Here is a 24,119-nt window from a genome sequence, read left to right as displayed (position 1 = left end):
TACGTCGCATTGTGGGACCCCCATTTCGCTGAGCGCGGATCGGCGGCCCCCAGTGCGAGTGTCAGCGCGGGGAGTGTCGGTGGTGCTCGGTATTCTCGGGAGGTGAGCTCCGACTACTCCGCACGCCATCTCTCCGTCCTCGAAGGACTCGAGGCCGTTCGGAAGCGTCCCGGCATGTACATCGGCTCGACGGACTCCCGCGGCCTCATGCACTGCCTGTGGGAGATCATCGACAACTCCGTCGACGAAGCCCTCGCCGGGCACGGTGACGAGATCGGCGTGCGGCTGTTCCCGGACGGCTCCGTCCAGGTCACCGACACCGCGCGTGGCATCCCGGTCGACGTGGAACCGAAGACCGGCCTCACCGGGGTCGAGGTCGTGTTCACCAAGCTGCACGCCGGCGGCAAGTTCGGCTCGGGGTCGTACGCGGCCTCCGGTGGTCTGCACGGCGTCGGCGCCTCGGTCGTGAACGCGCTGTCGGAGCGCCTCGACGTCGAGGTCGACCGCGGCGGCAAGACCTACGCGATGTCCTTCCACCGCGGCGAGCCCGGCACCTTCGACGACGCGAAGGGCATCGGCCCGGACGCGCCGTTCAGCCCGTTCACCTCGGGGAGCGAGCTCCGTGTCGTGGGCAAGGTCAAGAAGGGTGTCACCGGCTCGCGGATCCGCTACTGGGCCGACCGGCAGATCTTCACGAAGGACGCCGCCTTCAGCATGTCCGACCTGGTCAACCGGGCGCGCCAGACCGCGTTCCTGGTCCCCGGGCTCGGCCTGACCATCACCGACGAGCGTCCCGCCGCGATCGAAGCGGCAGCCGCCCGGGCCGAAGCCACCGGCACCGCGGTCGACACCGGTCCGGTCATCGAACGCTTCCGGTACGAAGGCGGGATCGGCGAGTTCGTCGAGCACCTCGCCCCGGACACCGCGCTGACCGACGTCTGGCGCATCCAGGGCACCGGGACCTTCACCGAGACCGTGCCGATGCTCGACGACAAGGGCCACATGGTCTCCACCGACGTCGAGCGCTCGTGCGAGGTGGACCTGGCGCTCCGCTGGGGCGGCGGCTACGAGACCGTGTTCCGCAGCTTCGTCAACATCATCGCGACGCCGAAGGGCGGCACGCACCAGGCCGGCTTCGAGAGCGGCGTGATGAAGGCCGTCCGCACCCAGGTGGAAGCGAACGCCCGCAAGCTCAAGGTCGGCCAGGACAAGCTCGACAAGGACGACGTCCTCGCCGGCATGACCGCCGTGCTGACGGTCCGGCTGCCCGAGCCGCAGTTCGAAGGCCAGACGAAGGAAGTGCTCGGCACCCCGGCGGTCCGGAAGATCGTCGACCAGGTCGTGTCCAAGCGCCTGACCGAGATCCTCACCTCGACGCAGCGCACCGAGAAGGCCCAGGCGGCGGCCCTGCTCGAGAAGGTCGTCTCCGAGATGAAGTCCCGGATCTCGGCCCGCGCCCACAAGGAGACCCAGCGCCGGAAGAACGCGCTGGAGAACTCCTCGTTGCCGACGAAGCTCGCGGACTGCCGCTCGAACGACGTCGAGGGCACGGAGCTCTTCATCGTCGAGGGGGACTCCGCCCTCGGCACCGCCAAGCTCGCGCGCAACAGCGAGTACCAGGCGCTGCTGCCGATCCGCGGCAAGATCCTGAACGTGCAGAAGGCGTCGGTCTCCGACATGCTCAGCAACGCCGAGTGCGCGTCGATCATCCAGGTCATCGGTGCCGGCTCGGGTCGCACGTTCGAACTCGACCAGGCTCGCTACGGCAAGGTCATCATCATGTCCGACGCCGACGTCGACGGCGCCCACATCCGGACGCTGCTCCTGACCCTGTTCTTCCGGTACATGCGTCCGATGATCGAGCAGGGTCGGGTCTTCGCCGCCGTGCCGCCGCTGCACCGGGTCGTCGTGGTGAACCGCGGCAAGCCGAACGACACGATCTACACCTACTCCGAGCAGGAACTGCAGACGCTCCTGAAGAAGCTCGAGAAGTCCGGCAAGAAGTACCAGGAGCCGATCCAGCGGTACAAGGGCCTCGGCGAGATGGACGCGGACCAGCTGGCGGAGACCACGATGGACCGTGCGCACCGCACGCTGCGCCGGGTGAACGTCAACGACGCCGAAGGTGCCGCGAAGGTCTTCGAGCTGCTCATGGGCAACGACGTGGCCCCGCGCAAGGAGTTCATCCTGGCCGGCGAGGGCCTGGACCGCGACCGCATCGACGTCTGACGCGCAGGGGCCCGGCGGGCGGGCGTGCGCGCGAAGTGGTGGCGGAAAGCGACAGTGGTCGGCCGGAGACCGGCCGACCACTGTCGCTTTCGCGCACCAGAAGCGCGGCGCAGCGCGCGCCGGCGCGCGCCGGCGCCTACGCCTCGCCGCGCGTGCCGTCGAGCGCCGCGGCGCTGCCGCCGATCGACCCGATGACCGCCTCGAGCGGGCTGCCCGAGCCGTCCCGCTTCGACAGCCAGTCGGGCAGGGTCCGTGCGGCCCCGTCGGCCCCGACCGCGTGCGGCGGTGCGATGCCCGCCCACGCCACGGTGAGCCCGTCCTCGCCCTTGAGGAACGCGTGCGCGCGGACACCCTGGGTGGCACGGCCCTTCGCCGGGAACTCCGACAACGAGGACACCTTCGCGCGCCCGGTGTCGGTCCCCGGCAGCGCCGAGGAGGACGCGGACACGGTGGCGACGACGGCGTCCTCGGAGGGGGCGACCGCGCCGAACCAGATCACCGACGCGCCCGCAGCCAGTGCGACACCGGCGACGCCACCGGCGGGGAGCCCCTGCGCGCGGACGGCCGATGCCGGGAACCGCAGCAGCTGTGCGTTCGAGGTGATGAACACGAGGTCGTCCGTCTCCGGCGACTGCGTCGCGCCGACGACCGAGTCGCCCGGCTTCAGGCCGATCGCGACGAAGTCCGGCTTGTCCGGCCAGGCTCCGGGGACGACCCGCTTCACGACGCCCTGCGCCGTGCCGATCGCGACCGAGAGATCCGAAGCGGCACTCAGGTCCACGATCGCGACCACGGACTCCGACCGGGGGATGCCGATGTAGTCGTTGATCCGGACGCCGGCGTCGAGCCGGACCGCGGCGGGCGGCACGGCGGGGACGTCGACGGGGGAGAACCGCACGATGCGCCCCGTGGAGGTCAGGGCACCGACCTGTCCGCGGACGGTGCTGACCACGGAGCCGAGGACGGCGTCGTGCTTGGAGCGTTTCGGCACCCGGACGACGTCGAGCTCGGAGGACGGGATGTCGACGCGGATGATCCGCCCGGTGGTGGAGAGCAGCACGCGGCACGGTGCGTCCGCGACCTGCAGGTCCTCGGGGTTCACGACGGCCTTCTTGCCGCCGCGGACCGGTGCGTCGGCCTCGGTCAGCAGGGTGCGGCGCGGCGTGGCGAACTTGTCCGACACCTCGGTGAGCTCGAGCGCGACCTGGGCGCGGAGCCGTTCGTCGGACGCCAGCAGCGCTTCGAGGGCGGCGATGTCGGCGAGGAGCTGGTCACGCTCGCCCTCGAGCTCGAGGCGGGAGAACTTCGTCAGGCGACGGAGCCGCAGTTCGAGGATGTACTCGGCCTGCACCTCGGACAGGTCGAAGACGTCCTGCAGGCGGGAGCGCGCGGCTTCGGAGTCGTCCGAGGAGCGGATGACCTCGATGACCTCGTCGATGTCGAGGATCGCGACGAGCAGGCCCTCGACGAGGTGCAGGCGCTCACGTCGACGTGCCAGCCGGTACTCGGAGCGGCGCGTGACGACCGCGAGCCGGTGCTGCACGTAGACGTCGAGCAGCTCACGCAGCCCGAGGGTCTTCGGGGACCCGCCCACGAGTGCGACGTTGTTGATGCCGAAGCCCTCTTCGAGCGGCGTGTGCTTGTACAGCTGCTCGAGCACGGCGGTGGCGTTGAAGCCGGACTTGATGCCGATCACGAGCCGCAGCCCGTGGTTCCGGTCCGTGAGGTCGTTGACGTCCGAGATGCCGACGAGCTTCTTGGACTGGACGCCGTCCTTGATCTTCTCGATCACCCGTTCCGGGCCGACGAGGTAGGGGAGCTCGGTGACGACGAGCCCGGTCTTCCGGGGCGTCAGGTTCTCGACGGAGACCTTCGACCGGGTGCGGAACGTGCCGCGGCCGGTGGCGTACGCGTCGCGCACGCCGGAGAGCCCGACGATCGTGCCGCCCGAGGGCAGGTCCGGCCCCGGCACGTACTCCATCAGCTCTTCGAGGGTGGCTCGGGGGTTCATCAGCAGGTGCTTCGCCGCCTCGACCACCTCACCGAGGTTGTGCGGCGCCATGTTCGTCGCCATGCCGACCGCGATGCCCGAGGCCCCGTTCACCAGGAGGTTCGGGAACGCCGCCGGCAGCACGCCCGGCTGCATGATCTGGTTGTCGTAGTTCGGCACGAAGTCGACGACGTCCTCGCCGAGCCCCTCGGTCATCGCCATGGACGGCTCGGCCAGGCGCGCCTCGGTGTAGCGGGCGGCGGCGGGGCCGTCGTCGAGCGAGCCGAAGTTGCCGTGGCCGTCGACCAGCGGGACGCGCATCGTGAACGGCTGCGCCATCCGGACGAGGGCGTCGTAGATCGCACCGTCACCGTGCGGGTGCAGCTTGCCCATCACCTCACCGGTGACACGCGCACTCTTGACGTGGCCGCGATCGGGCCGGAGGCCCATCTCGGACATCTGGTACAGGATGCGGCGCTGCACCGGCTTGAGGCCGTCCCGCGCGTCCGGGAGCGCGCGCGAGTAGATGACGGAGTACGCGTACTCGAGGAAGGAGCCCTGCATCTCCTCGGAGACGTCGACGTCCTCGATGCGCTCACCGTCGGGCAGGCCGACTGCGTCCGTGCGTGCCATGGCACCTTCCTGCAGGCCCAGAACGATCCGGCCCAGCGTGATCTGGGAGACTTCTGAGGATGGCAACCAGCGTACCGACCACCCCCGACGACACCGCGAACCTCGCCGACGTGCTCCCGAGTTGCCTGGTGGCGCTCGGCGCCGCGGACGACGCGTGGGTGCGATCACACGGCCTGGAGGCACGGATCGCCCTCCGTCCCGCACGTTCCGTCGTCGTCGTCCTGGTCGACGGCCTCGGTGCGGGCTCCCTCGCAGCGCGCGCCGGGCACGCGCGGTTCCTGGCGGCCTCCCGGAAGCGCCTGCGCAGCGGGTTCCCCACGACGACGGCCGCAGCGCTCTCCACCCTGACGACCGGCCGCTCGCCCGGGACGCACGGCGTGGTCGGGTACAGCGGCTGGAACCCGGACACGGGCACGGTGATGAACCTCCTCGGCGGGTGGGACTCCGAGGTCCCGGCCGGGTGGCTCCTCGCCCCGACGCTGTTCACCGAGGCCGCCGCGCACGGCATCGACCCCGTGGTGGTGGGTCCGGCCCGCTACCGCACGTCGGGCATGACCGCGAACGTCCTCGGCGGCGCTCGGTACGTCGCTGCCGACGCGATCGCCGAGCGCGTCGACGCGGCCCTGGCGGAGACCGCCACGGGTCGCTCGCTCGTGTACCTCTACGTCCCGGAGCTCGACTCGATCGGGCACAAGTCCGGGTGGCAGTCCGAGAAGTGGACCGGGGCGCTCGAACTCCTCGACGGCGAACTGGCCCGGCTCGACGCCCGCGTGGCGCCGGACGTCGGGGTGCTGGTCACGGCCGACCACGGGATGCTCGACGTCCCGCCCGAGGCGAACATCGCGATCGACCCGGACCTGCTGGCCGACGTCGTCGGGGTCGCGGGGGACCCGCGCTGCCGCCAGCTGAGCGTCGCGCCGGGGACCGACGTCCCCGCGCTGGTCGAGGCGTGGCGCACGCGGTACGGCAAGCGGGCGTACGTCGCCAGCCGCGACGAAGCGGTCGCGGCCGGGTGGTTCGGCACGGTGTCCGACGCGGTGCTGCCCCGGATCGGGGACGTCGTCGTCGTGGCGCGGGGCTCGTGGGCGTTCAACGACGACCGGGAGCTCGACCCGCGCAAGGACCCGAAGCGGATGGTCGGGCAGCACGGTGCCCTCACCGACGACGAGGTGGGCGTGCCACTGCGGCTCGCCGGCGCCTTCGCCAACTGAACCACCCCGGTCACGCGAGGTGCGTGACCGGGGTGGTTCGAGCCTCCAGGGCCGCTCTCAGGCCATGTCGTCGTCGGGACGCGTCCCGAAGACGATCTCGTCCCAGCTCGGCATGGAGCGCCGGTTGCGCTTCTTGCGCTCCTGACGCGCCTCCGGTTCCGGAGCCGATGCCGGACGGCCGTCCGGCTGCGGTGCGGTGTCGTTCGTGTCGTCGAAGCCCTGCAGCGGGATGTCCACCACGCTGACGGAGCCGCGCGGCTCGTCGCGCTGGTCGGCGAAGGACACCGACTCGCGTTCGCCACGGCGACGCCGGAGCGCCTCGAGCAGATCGGCGGTCTCGTTGCCCGGGGCGCGTTCCTCGATCTGCGCCGTGCCGATGCGGGGGAGCGGCGGACGGAGCGGTGCGCGGTCGGTGACCTCGGGGTTGGTGACGTCCTCGTCCGGCTCGTCGACGCGGAAGGCGCCGGAGTCGAAGCGGGTGCCGTCGGTGTCCTCGGGGTCGAGCTCGACGGCGCGGAGCCGCGGTGCGAGCCCCTCGTCCTCGGTGTGCGACAGGCGGTGCGCGTCGCCGTTGTCCGGCGTCAGCGTCGACGTCTTCGGGTCGAAGTGCCACTGGGCGTCGTGCTCGACCTCGGCGGCGGTGTAGCGGACCTGCACCATCCAGCCGTTCTCGACGTGCTTCCAGCTCGACCACGCGACACCGGTGGCGTCGCCGGTGTCGAGCCGGGCGGTGATCGCCTCGCCGAAGGTGTCCGGCGTGCTGTCGTCGACGGGGGTGACGGCGACGCGGTGCGCGGCGTCGAGGATGAAGGCACGCTCAGCGAGGACGGGGCCCTCGAAGCGACGGACGTACTCGACGTCGACGTCCAGCGCGGCCGCGACGTCGGTGGCGTCGGCACCGCCCCGGATGCGCGCCTGCACGTCCTTGGGGGACACCCGCTTCTGCGGCGTGCCGTCGGGGTTCGCCTGCCGGACCTGCCCCGGCAGCGCCGAGGTGACGGGCAACCGGAACTCGCTGCCGCCGTCGGTCGCGAGCAGGAGCGCCCCGGATTCCACTCCGATGACTCTCACGTCTTGCATGGTTCCGCCTTCCGATGCGTGCGTACGGTCGTGCGTCGTACCCGGGAAGTATGCAGCGGGAGGGAGCGGAATCCGGGGAGGCGCACGGGCGTGCCGCGTGCTCGTCCGCATCGTTTCCCGGACCCCGGGAATGGACGGGCGCGGTCACGGGTTGCAGCGCCAGACGAGCCACCCGACGTTCAGTTTGCATCTGGGCGGCGCGTGTTGGATACTGTCGCCGCCGATCTCCGGCGACGACCCTCTCGATACGAGAAATGGATGGGCATGGCCACCGATTACGACGCCCCCCGGAAGACCGACGACAACTCCGATTCGGAGTCGATCGAGGCCCTCAAGGAGCGCGTGCCCGACAAGATGTCGGGGGTCGTCGATGATGATTCCGACAACCCGGGCAGCTTCGAGCTGGCCGGGCAGGACCTCAGCGACGTCGACCTGGACGTCGTCGTGCTCCCCCCGCAGGTCGACGAGTTCACCTGTGTCGAGTGCTTCCTCGTGAAGCACCGCTCACAGCTCGACCACGAGTCGAAGCTCGGCCCGGTCTGCGCGGAGTGCGCGGCGCTCTAGGGCACGCATGTGACGACGGGAGGCCCGGTGCCAGCTGGCACCGGGCCTCCCGTCATGCGTTTGCCGACCGACGTGCGGTCGGGACGGCTCAGGACCGGAGGGCCGCCGCGACCTTCTCCGGGTCGCGCACGCTGACCAGCCAGTAGGGGGTGGGGTCGGCGTCGTCGTGCACCTCGACGCGCACGACGCCCTTGACGTAGCCGCGGAAGAGCGTCCACGCACGGGCGTCGAGCTTCGGCCCGCGCTGGGTCGTCGCCTCGGCGCCGGTGAAACCGGCGACGTCGCCCACCAGCGTCCGGGGGAGATGGGCACGGCCGGCGCGGAACTCGGTCTCCGTCACCTCGATGACGGGGGCCATCACCCACAGGAGCACCAGGACGGCGAGCTCCATGCAGACGGCGACGACGATCCCCGTCGTGATGTTGATCGGGAGGAACACGAGGAGGCTCGCGGGGATGACGAGCGCCGTCGCCAGGTACAGGCTCGGCGGCGCCCAGAGGCGTTCGCGGTACAGGGTCACGAGACCATTCGACCACGAGTCGGGGCAGGTCACGGAACGGTCACGGTCTGCACTACCCTCGACACGTGACCGAACCAGTCGACGTCCTCTGGACCGGGGAGAACGCTCCCGGCTACGCCCACCCCGGTGATGCCGGTGCCGATCTCGTCTCGACCGAGGCCTTCGTCCTCGCTCCCGGTGAGCGTCGGCTCGTCGGCACGGGGCTGTCGATCGCGCTCCCGGACGGCCACGCCGCCTTCGTCGTGCCGCGCAGCGGTCTCGCCGCGAAGCACGGCATCACCATCGTGAACGCCCCCGGCACGGTCGACGCCGGTTACCGCGGCGAGATCAAGGTCGCGCTGCTGAACACCGACGCCACCGAGCCGTACGCGGTGCAGGCCGGCGACCGGATCGCGCAGATGATCGTGATGCCGGTGACCCAGGCGGTCTTCACCCGCGTCGACGCGCTCCCGGACAGCGTCCGCGGCCAGGGCGGCTTCGGATCATCGGGCTACGGTGTCACGAACGAGCAGGAAGGGACCAAGCGATGAGGATCGGGCGACGCAAGCGTGACGAGGTCGAGGTGGCCGAAGCGGTCGCCGGCGACGTCGAGGTGGCGGAGACGACCCCCGAGGTCGAGCTCGCCGACGAGGCCGACGCCGGCCTCGACGAGGTCGTGGCGGTGGCCCCGACGGACAAGTCCGCACCGGAGGACCGTGAGGACAACGGGCCGCTCGACGAGACCGAGGCGAACCCGGTCCGGCCGTACGTGGACCTCGGCGGCGTGAAGATCCTGCCGCGCGAGGGCCTGCACCTGCGGCTCGAGGTCGAGGAGGGCTCGCAGCGCGTCGTCGCCGTCGGGCTCGACTACGACGAGTCCACGCTGCAGGTCCAGCCGTTCGCAGCACCCCGCTCCACCGGGCTCTGGCACGAGATCCGCGCGCAGATCGCCGAGCAGATCGAGCGGCAGGGCGGCTCCGTGACCGAGGTCGACGGTCCGTTCGGCCCCGAGCTCCGCGCCACCGTCCCCGTCGTCGTCGACGGGGAGGGCGGCACCGGCGGTGCTCGTCCCGCGCGCTTCATCGGCGTCGACGGTCCCCGCTGGTTCCTCCGCGGTGTGATCGCGGGCAAGGCGGCGGAGGACCCGGAGTCCGCCGAGGAGATCGAGGAGCTGTTCCGCAGCGTCGTGGTCGTCCGTGGTGGCACGCCGATGCCGCCGCGCGACCTGATCCCGCTGCACATGCCGAAGTCGACGCAGTCGGCGATCTGAGGCTGGTGTGCCGGTGCCCGAGCAGGACGACGACCGTGACGACCGTGTCGCGGACGACCGCTTCGCGGACGAGCGGGAGCAGCCGCTCTCGCTGAACGCGCAGCTCCGCGACGCCGTCCGGAACGCCGGCATCGGCCAGGTGGCACCAGGGGAAGCCCCGTCGGGCAAGGCCCTCGTGACCGCGATCGGCGGTGCCCGCGGCCTCGCCGAGTCGGTCCTGCCCGGGTTCGCGTTCCTGATCGTGTACGCGGTCACGAAGGAACTCGTACCGAGCGTCGTGATCCCCGTGGTCGTCGGACTCGTGTTCGTCGTGCTCCGACTGCTGCAGCGCCAGTCGCTCGCGATGTCCTTCGCCGGCATCCTCGGCGTGGCGATCTCGGCGGGCCTCGCGCTCATCACGGGCAAGGCGGAGAGCAACTTCATCCCGGGCATCGTGATCAACCTGGTCTGCCTCCTCGGGCTCCTCGTGACCCTGGCGATCCGTCGTCCGCTCATCGGGCTCATCGTCGGGCTGCTGGCCCAGGGTGAGGACGGCGGCCCGATGGACTGGCGGGCCGACCCCGCGAAGCGCCGGGTCCTCACCGTGGCCACGTGGATGTGGGTGGGCCTCTTCGCGCTCCGCCTGGTCATCGAGATCCCGCTCTACCTCACGGCGCAGGTCGAACTCCTCGCCGGCATCAAGCTCATCACCGGCGTCCCGCTGTACGCGGCACTGCTCTGGGTGACGTGGCTCCTGGTCCGCACGGTCTTCAAGCGCGACGAGGGCGACGCCCGCGCGGTGTAGAGTTATCTCGACATCAAGACATCTCCCGCCGGGCGCACCACAGCCGGCGGGTTTAGGTTTGCCTTGCTGGTGGGACGATCCGCGGCCCGCGAAGATGAGGGCAAACCGATCAGTAGGGAGGCGGCACGGTGGCTGCAGTCAATAGCTTCGGCTCGAAGGACACACTGTCGGTTGGGGGTGTCGACTACGCGATCCACCGGATCGACTCGGTCCCCGGCCACGAGAAGCTCCCGTACAGCCTCAAGGTGCTGCTCGAGAACCTCCTCCGCACCGAGGACGGCAAGAACGTCACGGCGGACCAGATCCGCTCGCTCGGCTCCTGGCGGCCCGAGGCCGACCCGGACACCGAGATCCAGTTCTCCCCGGCCCGCGTGGTCATGCAGGACTTCACCGGTGTCCCGTGCATCGTCGACCTCGCCACCATGCGCGAGGCGATGGCCGACATCGGCGGGGACCCGAACAAGATCAACCCGCTGTCGCCGGCCGAGATGGTCATCGACCACTCCGTCATCGCCGACCTCTTCGGCAGCACGGACGCGCTCCAGCGCAACACCGACCTCGAGTACGAGCGGAACGGGGAGCGCTACCAGTTCCTCCGCTGGGGCCAGACCGCGTTCGAGGACTTCAAGGTCGTCCCGCCGGGAACCGGCATCGTCCACCAGGTCAACATCGAGTACCTGGCGAAGGTCACCTACGCGCGTGACTTCGACGGCGAGACCTACGCGTACCCGGACACCCTCGTCGGCACCGACTCGCACACCACCATGGTGAACGGGCTCGGCGTGCTCGGCTGGGGCGTCGGCGGCATCGAGGCCGAGGCAGCGATGCTCGGCCAGCCGGTGTCGATGCTCATCCCGAAGGTCGTCGGCTTCAAGCTCTCCGGTGAGATCCCGGCCGGCGTGACCGCGACCGACGTGGTGCTCACCATCACGCAGGAACTCCGCAAGCACGGCGTCGTCGGCAAGTTCGTCGAGTTCTACGGTGAGGGCGTCAGCGCCGTCCCGCTCGCGAACCGCGCCACCATCGGCAACATGTCGCCGGAGTTCGGCTCCACCGCCGCGATCTTCCCGGTCGACGACGTCACGCTCGACTACCTCCGCCTGACCGGCCGCGACGAAGCGCAGATCGCCCTGGTCGAGGCCTACTCCAAGGCCCAGGGGCTCTGGCACGACGCCTCCGTCGAGCCGAACTACTCCGAGTACATGGAGCTCGACCTCTCCACGGTCGTCCCGTCGATCTCCGGCCCGAAGCGTCCGCAGGACCGCATCGAGCTGTCGAAGGCGAAGGACCAGTTCGAGGTCGACCTGAACAACTACACGGTGCCGTCGGCGCAGACCGACCTGGACGACGCGGTCGAGGAGACCTTCCCGGCCTCCGACCCGATCGCCGCCGGCTCGACGAACGAGGACACGAAGACGCACGACCACGTGTACGTGTCGAGCGCCCCGTCGACCGCCTCGCAGCCGACGAAGGTCCTGATGGACGGGGCCGACCCGTTCACCATCGACCACGGCGCCGTGGCGATCGCCGCGATCACCTCGTGCACGAACACGTCGAACCCGTCGGTCATGATGGCCGCCGGCATCCTCGCCCGGAACGCCGCGAACAAGGGCCTGACCGCGAAGCCGTGGGTCAAGACCACGCTCGCACCGGGCTCGAAGGTCGTCACGGACTACTACGAGAAGGCCGGCCTCACGACCTACCTCGAGCAGCTCGGCTTCTACACGGTGGGCTACGGCTGCACCACCTGCATCGGCAACTCGGGCCCGCTGCCCGAGGAGATCTCGCAGGCCGTGCAGGACAACGACCTCGCCGTCACCGCGGTGCTCTCCGGCAACCGCAACTTCGAGGGGCGCATCAACCCCGACGTGAAGATGAACTACCTGGCGTCCCCGCCGCTGGTCATCGCGTACGCCCTCGCCGGGTCGATGCACTTCGACTTCGACAAGGACGCCCTCGGCAAGGACTCGGACGGCAACGACGTCTTCCTCGCCGACATCTGGCCCGACGCGGCAGAGGTCCAGCAGGTCATCGACGAGTCCATCGACACCGAGATGTTCACCCACGAGTACGGCTCCGTGTTCGAGGGTGACGACCGGTGGAAGAACCTGCCGACCCCGACGGGCGACACCTTCGAGTGGGATGCCGAGTCGACGTACGTCCGGAAGCCCCCGTACTTCGAGGGCATGACGATGACCCCGGACGCGGTCTCGGACATCTCCGGTGCCCGTGTGCTCGCGAAGCTCGGTGACTCAGTCACGACCGACCACATCTCGCCGGCCGGTTCGATCAAGGCCGACAGCCCGGCGGGCAAGTACCTCGCCGAGCACGGCGTCGACCGCAAGGACTTCAACTCCTACGGCTCGCGTCGCGGGAACCACGAGGTCATGATCCGCGGCACGTTCGCGAACATCCGCCTGCGCAACCAGCTCCTCGACGGCGTGGAGGGCGGCTACACCCGTGACTTCACGACGCCCGACGGCGAGCAGTCGTTCATCTACGACGCCTCGCAGCACTACCAGGAGCAGGGCATCCCGCTGGTCGTCTTCGGCGGCAAGGAGTACGGCTCCGGGTCGTCGCGCGACTGGGCGGCCAAGGGCACGAACCTGCTCGGCGTGAAGGCCGTCATCACCGAGAGCTTCGAGCGCATCCACCGCTCGAACCTCATCGGCATGGGCGTCGTCCCGCTGCAGTTCCCGGTCGGCGAGTCGATCGAGTCCCTCGGGCTCGACGGGACCGAGGTCGTCTCGATCTCCGGGCTGACCGAGCTCAACGAGGGCCGGACCCCGAAGACGGTGCACGTCACCGCGACGCCGAGCGAGCACTCGCCCGAGGGCAAGCAGCCCGTCGGGTTCGACGCGGTGGTCCGCATCGACACCCCCGGTGAAGCGGACTACTACCGCAACGGCGGCATCCTGCAGTACGTGCTCCGCTCGCTCGTCTGAGCAAGGTGACCACGGTCTGCTGACGCTGACCGGATCGGACTGGAGGCCCGTGGCGAACCCGCCACGGGCCTCCAGTCCGTCTGCTGGTCACGCGCATAGAGTGGGGCATTCGCAGCATGGAAGGAGCGCCCGTGAGCTTGCTCGCCAGCATCACGTCGCCGCGCGACCTGAAGCGTCTCAGTGACGCGCAGATGACGGAACTGTCCGCGGAGATCCGGCGGTTCCTCGTCGCGGAGGTCGCCAAGACCGGCGGGCACCTCGGGCCCAACCTCGGCGTCGTCGAGCTGACGCTCGCGATGCACCGGGTGTTCGACTCCCCGAACGACCCGTTCGTCTTCGACACCGGGCACCAGTCGTACGTGCACAAGCTCGTCACCGGGCGGCAGGACTTCTCGCACCTGCGGGAGCGCGGCGGCATCGCCGGGTACCCGCAGCGGAGCGAGTCCGAGCACGACATCGTCGAGTCCTCGCACGCGTCCTCATCGCTGTCCTGGGCGGACGGGATCTCCCGGGCCTTCCGGCAGACCGGCCAGTCCGGACGCACCGTCGTCGCGGTCGTCGGCGACGGCGCGCTCACCGGCGGGATGACGTGGGAGGCGCTCAACAACATCTCCGACGACAACGACCGTCGCCTCGTGATCGTCGTCAACGACAACGGGCGCTCGTACGCCCCGACGATCGGCGGGATGGCCCGGTACCTCAACTCGGTGCGGACGCGCCGCGAGTACCGCGCCCTGTTCGAGAAGACGCAGGCGGTCGCCGCACGGTTCGGTGCACCCGGCCGGGCCGTCTACCGGGGGATGCGCGGCGGGATGCACGGGTTCCTGTCCCGGTTCACGAACAACGAGGCGCTGTACTCGAACCTCGACGTCAAGTACATCGGCCCGGTGAACGGCCACGACCAGCAGGCGATGGAAGCCGCGCTCCGACAGGCCAAGGCCTACGGCGCGCCGGTCATCGTGCACGCCATCACGGAGAAGGGCCACGGCTTCGAGCCGGCGCTCCGCGACCAGGCGGACCAGTTCCACGCCGTCGGGCACATCGACCCCGAGACCGGGGAGTCGCTCGAGACCGCCTCGGGCCCGTCGTGGACCTCGGTGTTCGCGAACTCGCTGGCGGAGCTCGGCGACGAGGACCCCAGGATCGTCGCGATCACGGCTGCGATGCTCCGGCCGACCGGGCTGCACCTGTTCCAGCAGCAGCACCCCGAGCGCGTCTACGACGTCGGCATCGCGGAGCAGCACGCCGTGACCACCGCCGCCGGACTCGCCTACGGGGGACTGCACCCCGTCGTCGCGCTGTACGCCACGTTCATCAACCGGGCGTTCGACCAGGTGCTGATGGACGTGGCGCTGCACCGCGCCGGCGTGACGTTCGTGCTCGACCGTGCCGGGGTCACCGGTCCCGACGGCCCCTCGCACCACGGCATGTGGGACCTCGCGCTGCTGCAGGTCGTGCCGGGCATCCGGATCGCCGCGCCCCGTGACGCCCCCACGCTGCGGGAGGAGTTCCGCGAAGCCGTGGCGATCGACGACGCGCCCACCGTGCTCCGCTGGTCGAAGGGGCAGGTCGGGCCGGACATCCCCGCGCTCCGGCGCCTGTCGGACGGCGTCGACGTGCTGCACGAGTCGGACTCGTCCGACGAGGACGTGCTGATCGTGGCCGTCGGGTCCATGGTGCCCGTCGCGCTCGAGGCGGCGGCGCTGCTCGAGTCGCAGGGGATCGGCGTCACCGTCGTCGACCCGCGGTGGGTGGTGCCGATCCCGGCGTCGCTCATCGAGCTGTCGCGGTCGCACCGGCTCGTGATCACGGTCGAGGACGGCGTGCGCGTCGGTGGCGTCGGGACGCGGCTGCGGCAGGACCTGCGCGCAGCGGGCGTCGACACCGGGGTGAACGAGCTCGGGCTGCCGGACGAGTTCATCGACCACGCGACGCGCTCCCAGATCCTCACCGACGTGGGGCTCACGGCGCAGACGATCGCGCGCGACGTCATCGACCAGGTGGTCGGGACGAAGTTGCCGCAGGCGAAGCCCGCGCGGGCGCGGTCGTCCGCGGGGTCGGCGGGCGCAGGGTCGTCCGCGTCGTCGTCCGCGTCGCCGTCGTCGTCCGAGCGCTAGCGCGGTTCGGCGCCGCACAACCGAAACCGCCTCGAACCACGGACGTCCGTGGTGCAAGGCGGTTTCGGTTGTGCGACGCCAGTCCGCGCCAGCGCCGCCGCAGCGAGGGCGGCGGCGGCAGCGGCAGCGCCCGCGGCCGCGCGGGGGCTGCGGGGCGCGTCAGGACGGCGGCGGCAGAGTGGCGGCGGCGCGTGCCTCGCGGAGGACGGCCCGCGCCATCGGGCTCACGAACAGGACCCTGCCGGAGTCGAGGCCGTCGCGGCCCTCGCGGATGATGCGCACGCGGCTCGACCCCGCGTCGATGCGCTCGAACGCCACGACGATGTTCTCGGCACGGAGGGCGAAGGACGTCCGGCGGCCAATCACCGCGCCGTCCGCCCGGATCTCCATCGCGGCAGCACCCGGGACGGCGTCGATCGCGCGTCGGAGTGTGGCCGGGACCTCGGTGAGCGGGAGCGGGAGCACGACGGACGGCCCACCGGTCGTCTTCGGCGCCCACCAGTCCTGCATGGCTCGAATCTACGCCCGGACCGGACCAGGCCGCACCGCACCGCGGAACGGACACAGCACCACGGGGATCCGTGGTGCTGCGTCCGTGACCGGGTGCAGTGATCAGCGGGAGGCGGGGCCGACGATCGCCGGGTCGTGGAACGTGCCGCCGAAGACGCGCTCCGAGGCTCCGGAGCGGTCGAGGTACGGGCTGATGCCACCGGCCTGGAACGGGTAGCCCGCGCCGAGGATCAGCCCGAGGTCGATCTCCTCCACGTGCTCGACGACGCCGTCCTCGAGCATCCGGTGCAGTTCGTCCGCGAGGGCGTCCTCGAAGCGCTGCTGCATCGCGGCCGCGTCGACCGGGGAGGCATCGCGGCGCGACGGTGCGACGAGCTTCACGGCAGCGGGGTCGTACCCGGTCGCGTTGCCCTTCTTGTCGCGCGTCAGGATGTGCCCGAACTCGGCGATCTTCTTCAGTCCGTCGCCGGGGTAGAAGCGCTCCGGCCATGCGGCGTGGTGCGAGTCGAGCACGTGCGCGCCGACCGGGAGCCCGACGAGCTCGAGCAGCTCGAACGGGGACATCGGCAGCCCGAGGGGCTGTGCGCCGGCGGCGACGACGTCGAACGGGGTGCCCTCCTCGACGCCGCGCATCGCCTCGCCGAGCACGCGGGCGAGGACCCGGTTCACGACGAAGCCCGGCTGGTCGGCGGTCACGATCGCCGTCTTCTTCAGGGTCTTCGCGACGGACAGCGCCGTGGCGACGGCCTCGTCGGAGGTCTCGGCGGCGCGGACGACCTCGACGAGGGGCATGACGGCGACCGGGTTGAAGAAGTGGAACCCGACGAGTCGTGACGGGTGCTCGAGCACGCTCGCCATCGCTCCCACGGACAAGGACGAGGTGTTCGTCGCGAGGATCGCGTCCGGCGCGATCACCTTCTCGATGGCCGCGAGGACCGACTGCTTGACGGACATCTCCTCGAACACGGCCTCGATGACCCAGTCGGCGTCGGCGAAGGCGTCGTACGACACCGAGCCACTGACCAGTGCGGTGATGCGGTTCGCGTCGTCCGGGGACACGCGGCCCTTCTCGAGCAGCTTCGCGACCTCACCGTGGATGCGCGCGACACCGGCATCGACACGGGCCTGGTCCACGTCGGTGATGACGACCGGGACGCCGAGCCGGCGGGCGAACAGCAGCGCGAACTGCGACGCCATCAGCCCCGCGCCGAGCACGCCGACCTTCGTGATCTTGTTCCCCTCGACGCCCTCCGGTGCACCGACCGGACGCTTCGCGCGCTTCTGCGCGAGGTCGAAGGCGTACATCGACGCCGCGAACTGGTCGCCGGACAGCAGGTCGGCGAGTGCGTCGTCCTCACCGGCGAACCGCTCGTCGAGGGAGCCCGACTTCGCGGCCGCCACCAGGTCGAGCGCACGGAACGGCGACTTCGGGACGGTGCCGATCTTCGATGCGACCTGCGAGCGGGCGACCTTGACGACCGTGCCCCACGCGGCCTTCTCGAGCATGCCGGGCTCGTTCTTCCGGACGACCTTGGTGCGTCCGGCCACGACGCCGTCGGCCCACGCGACCGCGGACGGCAGGAACGTCACCGAGGGGATGAGTGCGTCACCGATGCCCAGCTCGACCGCTGCCGCGCCGTCCATCAGACGGTTGTTCTTGAGCGGGTTCTCGACGATGACCCGGAGCGCCTTCTCCGGGCCGATGAGGCGGGGGAGCAGGGTCGCACCACCCCAGCCGGGGATGATGCCGAGGAAGACCTCGGGCAGCCCGATGCCCTGCGCGGCGGACGAGAACACCCGGTAGTCGCAGTGCAGCCCGATCTCGAGGCCGCCGCCGAGCGCGATCCCGTTGATGAACGCGAACGACGGGACACCCAGGTCGCTGAACTTCCGGAGCGTCGCGTGCCCGAGGGCCGCGAGGTCGTGGGCGACCTCGCGCGACGGCACGGACGCAGCCTGGGACAGGTCGGCCCCGGCGGCGAAGCAGTACTCCTTGCCGGTGACCGCGACGGCCTGGACGGTGCCGTTCGCCGCTTCGGTCCCCAGGGTGTCGAGCACCCCGGAGAGCTCGATGAGCGTGCGCGGGCCGAGGGTCGAGGGGCGCTTGTAGTCCTTGCCGTTGTCGAGCGTGATGAGCGCGAGGGTGCCGCCGGAGGGCAGCGCGACGTGCTTGACGTAGGAGTGGGTGACGACCTCGTCCTCGGAGAGCGCGAGCAGCTGGTCGTTGTCGACGAGGGTCATGGTCAGGCCGCCTTCCGAGCCGCGGACTTGCTGTACGAGGGGTTCTCCCAGATGACGGTGCCGCCCTGGCCCAGGCCGATGCACATCGTGGTGATGCCGTACTTGACGTCGGGCCGTTCGGCGAACTGCGCCGCGAGCTGGTTCATCAGGCGGACGCCACTCGAGGCCAGCGGGTGCCCGACGGCGATCGCACCGCCCCAGGCGTTGACGTTCGGGGAGTCCTGCGCGATGCCGTAGTTGTCCAGGAAGGCGAGCACCTGCACGGCGAACGCCTCGTTGATCTCGAACAGGCCGATGTCGTCGATCGACAGGCCGGCCTTCGACAGTGCCTTGTCCGTGGCGGGCACCGGGCCCACGCCCATCACCTCGGGCTCGACGCCGGCGAAGGCGAACGAGACCATGCGCATCTTCGTCGGCAGGCCGTGCTCCGCCGCGCCGGCCGACGACGCCAGAAGGCTCATCGTCGCGCCGTCGTTGAGTCCGGCGGCGTTGCCGGCGGTGACCCGTCCGTGGGGGCGGAACGGCGTCTTCAACGCGGCCAGGGCCTCCAGGGTGGTGCCGGGACGCGGCGGCTCGTCGGCCGACACGATGTCCCAGCCTGCTCCGGTGTTGACCTCGACCGGGACGACGTCCGGCTGCAGCTTGCCGGCGCCCCAGGCGGCGGCGTACCGCTGCTGGGACTGCACGGCGAAGGCGTCGGTGCGGTCCTTCGTGATCGCGGGGAAACGGTCGTGCAGGCGCTCGGCGGTGTTGCCCATCACGAGCGCGTCGGGAGCGACCATGCGCTCCGCGACGAAGCGCGGGTTCGGGTCGGCGTTGAAGCCCATCGGGTGGCGGCCCATGTGCTCGACGCCACCGGCGATGGCGATGTCGGCCGCGCCGAACGCGATCGCACCCGCGAGGGTCGTCACGCTCGTCATGGCGCCGGCGCACATCCGGTCGATGGCGTACCCGGGGACGGACTTCGGCAGGCCGGCGAGCATCCCGACGGTGCGGCCGAGGGTGAGGCCCTGGTCGCCCTGCTGGGTGGTGGCCGCCACCGCGACGTCATCGACCGCGGCACCGTCGAGCGAACTGTTCCGGTCGAGCAGGCCACGCATCGCGTGCACGGCGAGGTCGTCGGCGCGGGTCCGCCAGAACACCCCCTTCTCCCCGGCACGTCCGAACGGTGTCCGCACGCCGTCGACGAAGACGACGTCTGATGCCTTTGGCAAAGCTGGCCTCCACAGATCCACATCGATCGAGCCGGGCGATCGGTCCGCCCTGGCCCTGTGTCGGGGCGTACCCCGACGTCCCTCCCGACGCTATGCCCCGCGCCTGGGCGGCAGCACCTCGGTTGGTCGGTTCCTACGAGACCGCCGGGTCCTCCGCGGAGGAGTCCTGTGCAGCAGCGACAACGGCGGGCGCGGTGAAGGCGGATGCGATGAGGGACGCGGTCGCCTCGACCTGCCAGGGCCGGGCGTCGAGCGCGACGAGCGCCGCCGCCACGGACTCGTCCGACACGGTCGCCGGGGGCTCCCACGAGATGGTCCGGAGCGTGTCCGGCGTGAGGAGGTTCTCCAGCGGGATGTCGAGCTCCTCGGCGCGTGTCGTGACCGCGGCTCGTGCGGCCTTGTACCGACGGTCGGCGGCGGGGTTCCGGTCCGCCCACGCGCGGGGTGGCGGCAGCGTCGGCTCGCCCTTGCCCCGGAGGCGCGGCAGGTCCTCGGTGGTCCGGCCCTCGTCGACGGCGGCCCACCAGCGGTCGAGCTCGGACCGGCTGGCCCGGCCCGTGAACGCCTTCACCGCGGCGAGGTCCTTGCGGGACTCCGGAGCGGCGGCGGCAGCGGCGACGATGGCCGAGTCCGGGATGATCCGGCCCGGAGCGATGTCGGTCTCCTGCGCGAAGGCGTCCCGGGCGGTCCACAGCGACCGGGCGATCGCGAGCGCACGGGTGCCGCGGAGCGCGTGCATCCCGGAGAGCCGACGCCAGGGCTCGGCACGAGCGGGCTTCGGGGCGCGGTGCAGCACGGCGTCGAACTCCTGCCAGGCGATCTCGGTCTTGCCCGCCTCGTCGAGCACGGCGGCGAGGGCGTCGCGGAGGTCCGGCAGCAGCTCGACGTCGAGCGCGGCGTAGACGAGCCAGGACTGCGGCAGCGGCCGGGTCGACCAGTCCGCCGCGGAGTGTGCCTTCGCGAGCGTGATCCCGAGGAGCTGCTCGACGACGGCGCCGAGGCCCACGCGGGGGAACCCGGCGATCCGCGCGCCGAGCTCGGTGTCGAAGATCCGAGTGGGGACGAGCCCGACCTCGCGGAGGCAGGGGAGGTCCTGCGACGCGGCGTGGAAGAGCCACTCCTCGTCGACGATCGCGTCCTGCAGCTCCTGAAACGAGCCGATCGCGATGGGGTCGAACAGGAAGGCGCCGGCGTCGCGGCGGAACACCTGGATCAGGTAGGCGCGCTGCGAGTACCGGTAGCCGCTGGCGCGCTCGGCGTCGACGGCGACGGGGCCGTGTCCGGCGGCGATCGCCGCGACGGCCTCGAGGTAGTCGTCGCGCGACTCGATCACCTTGACCGCGTCGTGCCCTTCTTCGAACGGAACAGTCAGGGCATCAGTCACGGGCGAGCCTCCTCGGGCCGAGGAGCGTCACACCGTCCGACGACGGCGGCAGTCCTGCGAGCATGGCGACGATCTCCTCCCACGCCTCGACGTGCGCGACGAGGTCGGCGGCGCCGAGACCGGCGCCGTCCAGGTCGACGACGCGCGGCGTCCACGACGCCCGGAGCTCCAGCTGTGCGCCGTCGCCCTGGGCGGCGAGTTCGCCGTAGCCGCGGGAGATGATCTTGGTTGCGGTGCCCGAAGCGTGGTCGTACTCGGCGCCGTGCGCGTCGAGCGCGTCCACGAGCCAGCTCCACGTGACGTCGGCGACGAACTCGTCGACCCCGATCTCGGGTTCGAGCGGCGCCTGCGCGAACGTCACGATGCGGAACGCCCCGTGCCAGCCCTCGGGCTCGGCGGGGTCGTACAGGGCGATGAACCGGCCGGTCCCCAGGTCCGAGTCGACCCCGTGCTCCACACCCGACACGTCCGCCGCGAGGGCGATCGAGAAGGGTGCCATGCGGCTCGGGGACGGGATCTCGGTGACCGTCGTCTCGGCGCGGGTCCCGCCCGCCGCGACGAACGCGCGGAGCTGCGCGAAGGCGTCGGGCTCTCGGGTTTCGGACACGAATGCAGACTAGGCTCCGGACCATGTCCCGTTCCGCGCGACCCGCCGGTGAGCCGGCGCAGGACACCGCACGCTCCGCTGGGCTCGTCGCCCTCGGCACCGGGATCGCGGCCGCCGCGGTCGGCACCGCGGTGATCGGTGGCTTCGTCGCCGCGATCGCCCGGATGGTCGTCACGCCGGACCGCAAGCGGACCGAGCGCGTCCCGATCGTGGCCGTCGACACCGGCCGCGGCACCGTCACGCTCGAGCGGTCGCCGGACACCGAGCTGCAGGGCCGCTACAGCCTCTGGTTCGGCAGCGGCACGGGCCACATGCGCGTCGGCGACGTGATCGGCACCACCGCGACGACCGTCACGCGGCGCATCATCGCGGTCGACGCCGGCGACCCGACGAACGCCCGCCGTGGCCGCTGGGGCGGCTGGTTCTACCTGACGCCCGGCGAACTCGACGTCCCGGTCGAGGACGTCGACGTCCCGACCCCGAACGGTCCGGCACCCGCGTGGGTCGTCCGTGCCGACGACCCGGCAGCCCCGTGGGCCGTCCTCGTCCACGGCCGCGGCGTCACCCGCGCGGAGACCATCCGTGCCGTCCCGGTGTTCCGTGCCGCCGGTTACTCCGTGCTCCTCGCCTCGTGGCGGAACGACGGCGTCGCACCGAAGAGCGTCGATGGCCGGTACGGGCTCGGCTCGACGGAGTGGGAAGACGTGGACGCCGCGCTCCGCTGGGTCGACGGCCAGGGCGCGACGAGCGTCGTGCTGATGGGCTGGTCGATGGGCGGCGCGGTGGTGCTGCAGACGCTGCTGCGCTCGGCCTCGGCCCGCCTCGTCGACGGCGTGGTGCTGGAGTCGCCCGTGGTCGACTGGCACGCGGTGCTGAAGTCCCAGGGGCAGGCGCTGAAGCTGCCGAAGATCGTCCGGAAGGTCGCCCAGCGCGTCCTCCGCACCCCGGTGCTCCACCGGTTCGCCGGCCTGCACCGGCCCGTCGACCTCCGCGAGCTCGACATGGTCGCCCGCGCCGACGAGCTCGACGTGCCGATCCTGCTCCTGCACAGCGACGACGACGGGTTCGTCCCGTCCGCCGCGTCGCACGACCTGGCGGCCGCCCGCCCGGACCTCGTCCGGCTCGAGGTCGCGCACGGCGCCCGCCACACCAAGCTCTGGAACCACGACGCCGACTGGTTCGACGCCCGGATCCTCGCGTGGCTCACCGAGGTGGTCCGGCCGCAGGACCGGGCCGGGGCCCGGTAGTCCACCACACGACCGACGGGAGGCCCGGTGCCAGCTGGCACCGGGCCTCCCGTCGATCTGCCGGTGCGTCTACCGCACCGCCACCAGCGCGTGCACCTGTCGCTGCACGCGACCGAGCATGCCGACCATCCCGCGGATCCGCAGGGGGCTGACCGCCTCGGACAGGCCGAGCGTCAGCGGGTAGTCGGACGGCACCGCGAGCACCTGGTCGGCGGTCAGACCGGACAGGCCCTGCGCCAGGATCGAGGCGAAGCCGCGGGTGGTCGGCGCCTCGCGCGGGGCCGTTGCGTGCATCCGGACCACGTCCGGGGCGTCGCCGTCCGCGCCGAGCGTCACCGTGATGAAGACGGGGGACTGGCACTCCTCGACGCGTTCCAGTTCGTCCTCGTGTCCACGGAGCCGCTCCGGCAGCGCCGGGAGCTCGTTCGAGAACTCGAGGAGCAGCTGCAGGCGGTCGGCCTGGGACAGTTCCAGGAAGTCGTCGCGGATCTCCGCGAGGGCTCGGGGGAGGGTCGTCGCGTCGTGCTGGGAGGTCGTGTCGCTCATCGGTTCGGCAGCGTACCCGGCTCTGATCCCTGCACGATGGGGACGCGGACGGCGCTGCCCCACTCGGTCCAGGAGCCGTCGTAGTTGCGCACGTTCTCGTAGCCGAGCAGGTGCTGGAGCACGAACCAGGTGTGGCTCGACCGCTCGCCGATGCGGCAGTAGGCGATGACCTCGTCCGCGTCGCCGATGCCGGCGCCGTCCCGGTACACGGCGTCGAGTTCCGCGCGGGACTTGAAGGTGCCGTCGGGGGCGGCCGCCGTCGCCCACGGGATGTTCACCGCGGTCGGGATGTGGCCGCCGCGGAGGGCGCCCTCTTCCGGGTAGTCCGGCGCCGTCGTGCGGTCGCCGCTGTACTCCGGGGCGCTCCGCACGTCGATGAGGGGCTTGCCGAGGTGGTCGAGCACGTCCTCCTTGAAGGCGCGGACGAGAGTGTCGGTGCGCTCGACGACCGGGTACTCGACCGGGGTGACCTCCGTGCGGTCGGTCGTCAGGGCGCGGTCCTCGGCGATCCACTTCGCGCGGCCGCCGTCGAGGAGCCGGACGTCCTCGTGACCGAAGAGCGTGAAGACCCAGAGGGCGTACGCGGCCCACCAGTTGTTCTTGTCGCCGTAGATCACGACGGTGGTGTCGCGGCCGATGCCCTTGCCGCCGACCAGGGCGGCGAAGGCCTCCCCGTCGATGTAGTCGCGCTGCACCGGGTCGTTGAGGTCCGTGTGCCAGTCGATCTTCACGGCGCCGGGGATGTGTCCGGTCTCGTAGAGGAGGACGTCCTCGTCGGACTCGACGACCACGAGGTCCCTCGCCCCGCTGCCAGCTCCGGCTCGTGCGGCGTCCAGCTGTTCCTGCAGCCACTCGGTCGAGACGAGTCGCTCGGGGTGGGCGTAGGCGCGGAACTTGTCGGACGGGTCGACCGGTGCGGTCATCGAGGTGCCTCCTTGTGGGTCGTGACGCCGGACTAGGATCGGTGGTCGGCGTCGGGAGCAACGGTACGCGGACGTACCGTCTGCCCGATGCAACGTGACACCCCACGACACGCTTCCCGGAAGGC

At 71.1% G+C, this 24,119-nt stretch carries 19 protein-coding genes; 9 read left to right on the top strand and 10 right to left on the bottom strand.

Going from position 1 to position 24,119, the window contains the following annotated elements; genetic code table 11:
- Positions 1 to 102 precede the first annotated feature (102 nt).
- On the top strand, positions 103 to 2,229 hold the full coding sequence (locus tag EDF24_RS14820) for a type IIA DNA topoisomerase subunit B (protein WP_123703843.1): 2,127 nt from the start codon (positions 103 to 105) through the stop codon (positions 2,227 to 2,229).
- 136 nt (positions 2,230 to 2,365) lie between these two features.
- Here EDF24_RS14820 and EDF24_RS14815 read toward each other — a convergent pair whose 3' ends face one another.
- On the bottom strand, positions 2,366 to 4,852 hold the full coding sequence (locus EDF24_RS14815) for a DNA topoisomerase (ATP-hydrolyzing) subunit A (RefSeq protein ID WP_123703841.1): 2,487 nt from the start codon (positions 4,850 to 4,852) through the stop codon (positions 2,366 to 2,368).
- Between the two features lie 59 nt (positions 4,853 to 4,911).
- On the opposite strand from EDF24_RS14815, the gene EDF24_RS14810 reads away from it, so the two are divergent.
- Positions 4,912 to 6,063, top strand: a complete 1,152-nt coding sequence (locus tag EDF24_RS14810) for an alkaline phosphatase family protein (protein ID WP_123703839.1) — start codon at positions 4,912 to 4,914, stop codon at positions 6,061 to 6,063.
- Between the two features lie 57 nt (positions 6,064 to 6,120).
- Here the strand turns inward: EDF24_RS14810 and sepH are convergent, their stop codons facing one another.
- Entirely contained in the window at positions 6,121 to 7,143 is a 1,023-nt protein-coding gene (gene sepH, locus EDF24_RS14805) for a septation protein SepH (RefSeq protein WP_185021678.1), read from the bottom strand.
- A gap of 264 nt (positions 7,144 to 7,407) precedes the next feature.
- Between sepH and EDF24_RS14800 the strand changes: the two genes are divergently transcribed.
- Positions 7,408 to 7,707, top strand: coding sequence for a DUF4193 domain-containing protein (locus tag EDF24_RS14800; RefSeq protein WP_031263038.1), 300 nt, complete (start codon positions 7,408 to 7,410; stop codon positions 7,705 to 7,707).
- Between the two features lie 88 nt (positions 7,708 to 7,795).
- Here EDF24_RS14800 and EDF24_RS14795 read toward each other — a convergent pair whose 3' ends face one another.
- Positions 7,796 to 8,227: a DUF3093 domain-containing protein gene (locus tag EDF24_RS14795; protein WP_123653265.1), complete on the bottom strand. Its 432-nt coding sequence runs from the start codon at positions 8,225 to 8,227 to the stop codon at positions 7,796 to 7,798.
- A 65-nt stretch (positions 8,228 to 8,292) separates the two neighbouring features.
- On the opposite strand from EDF24_RS14795, the gene dut reads away from it, so the two are divergent.
- From dut to dxs, 5 genes are all read left to right on the top strand, one after another.
- Positions 8,293 to 8,757 carry a dUTP diphosphatase gene (dut, locus tag EDF24_RS14790; RefSeq protein WP_123703837.1) on the top strand — a complete coding sequence of 155 codons (465 nt, stop codon included), beginning with the start codon at positions 8,293 to 8,295 and terminating at the stop codon, positions 8,755 to 8,757.
- Positions 8,754 to 9,476 (top strand): DUF3710 domain-containing protein, encoded by a 723-nt coding sequence (locus EDF24_RS14785; protein ID WP_123653267.1) that lies wholly within the window; start codon positions 8,754 to 8,756, stop codon positions 9,474 to 9,476. The genes dut and EDF24_RS14785 overlap by 4 nt, the downstream gene beginning before the upstream one ends.
- Before the next feature lie 13 nt (positions 9,477 to 9,489).
- Positions 9,490 to 10,260 carry a DUF3159 domain-containing protein gene (locus EDF24_RS14780; RefSeq protein WP_260233462.1) on the top strand — a complete coding sequence of 257 codons (771 nt, stop codon included), beginning with the start codon at positions 9,490 to 9,492 and terminating at the stop codon, positions 10,258 to 10,260.
- 128 nt (positions 10,261 to 10,388) lie between these two features.
- Positions 10,389 to 13,205: an aconitate hydratase AcnA gene (acnA, locus tag EDF24_RS14775; RefSeq protein WP_123703835.1), complete on the top strand. Its 2,817-nt coding sequence runs from the start codon at positions 10,389 to 10,391 to the stop codon at positions 13,203 to 13,205.
- Positions 13,206 to 13,336: 131 nt separating this feature from the next.
- Positions 13,337 to 15,322, top strand: coding sequence for a 1-deoxy-D-xylulose-5-phosphate synthase (gene dxs / locus EDF24_RS14770; RefSeq protein ID WP_123703833.1), 1,986 nt, complete (start codon positions 13,337 to 13,339; stop codon positions 15,320 to 15,322).
- 159 nt (positions 15,323 to 15,481) lie between these two features.
- Here the strand turns inward: dxs and EDF24_RS14765 are convergent, their stop codons facing one another.
- The 5 genes from EDF24_RS14765 to EDF24_RS14745 all read right to left on the bottom strand — a co-directional run bounded on the left by EDF24_RS14765 (position 15,482) and on the right by EDF24_RS14745 (position 21,278).
- Positions 15,482 to 15,832, bottom strand: coding sequence for a hypothetical protein (locus tag EDF24_RS14765; RefSeq protein ID WP_123703831.1), 351 nt, complete (start codon positions 15,830 to 15,832; stop codon positions 15,482 to 15,484).
- A 102-nt stretch (positions 15,833 to 15,934) separates the two neighbouring features.
- Positions 15,935 to 18,073 carry a 3-hydroxyacyl-CoA dehydrogenase NAD-binding domain-containing protein gene (locus tag EDF24_RS14760; protein ID WP_123703829.1) on the bottom strand — a complete coding sequence of 713 codons (2,139 nt, stop codon included), beginning with the start codon at positions 18,071 to 18,073 and terminating at the stop codon, positions 15,935 to 15,937.
- Positions 18,074 to 18,075: 2 nt separating this feature from the next.
- On the bottom strand, positions 18,076 to 19,287 hold the full coding sequence (locus EDF24_RS14755; RefSeq protein WP_123703827.1) for a thiolase family protein: 1,212 nt from the start codon (positions 19,285 to 19,287) through the stop codon (positions 18,076 to 18,078).
- A gap of 133 nt (positions 19,288 to 19,420) precedes the next feature.
- Positions 19,421 to 20,671, bottom strand: a complete 1,251-nt coding sequence (locus tag EDF24_RS14750) for an HRDC domain-containing protein (RefSeq protein ID WP_260233461.1) — start codon at positions 20,669 to 20,671, stop codon at positions 19,421 to 19,423.
- Positions 20,664 to 21,278 carry a DUF3000 domain-containing protein gene (locus tag EDF24_RS14745; protein WP_123653272.1) on the bottom strand — a complete coding sequence of 205 codons (615 nt, stop codon included), beginning with the start codon at positions 21,276 to 21,278 and terminating at the stop codon, positions 20,664 to 20,666. Before EDF24_RS14745 ends, EDF24_RS14750 begins: the two co-directional genes overlap by 8 nt.
- A gap of 23 nt (positions 21,279 to 21,301) precedes the next feature.
- On the opposite strand from EDF24_RS14745, the gene EDF24_RS14740 reads away from it, so the two are divergent.
- Complete coding sequence (locus tag EDF24_RS14740; RefSeq protein ID WP_123703825.1) at positions 21,302 to 22,525, top strand: S9 family peptidase; 1,224 nt, start codon at positions 21,302 to 21,304, stop codon at positions 22,523 to 22,525.
- Positions 22,526 to 22,594: 69 nt separating this feature from the next.
- Here the strand turns inward: EDF24_RS14740 and EDF24_RS14735 are convergent, their stop codons facing one another.
- Positions 22,595 to 23,071, bottom strand: a complete 477-nt coding sequence (locus tag EDF24_RS14735; RefSeq protein WP_123703823.1) for a SufE family protein — start codon at positions 23,069 to 23,071, stop codon at positions 22,595 to 22,597.
- Positions 23,068 to 23,994 carry a sulfurtransferase gene (locus EDF24_RS14730; protein WP_123703821.1) on the bottom strand — a complete coding sequence of 309 codons (927 nt, stop codon included), beginning with the start codon at positions 23,992 to 23,994 and terminating at the stop codon, positions 23,068 to 23,070. The genes EDF24_RS14735 and EDF24_RS14730 overlap by 4 nt, the downstream gene beginning before the upstream one ends.
- Positions 23,995 to 24,119: the final 125 nt, after the last annotated feature.

It is taken from the genome of Curtobacterium sp. PhB130 (assembly GCF_003755165.1).
Classification (GTDB): Bacteria; Actinomycetota; Actinomycetes; order Actinomycetales; family Microbacteriaceae; genus Curtobacterium.
This window is presented reverse-complemented; position numbering and strand designations above follow the sequence as displayed.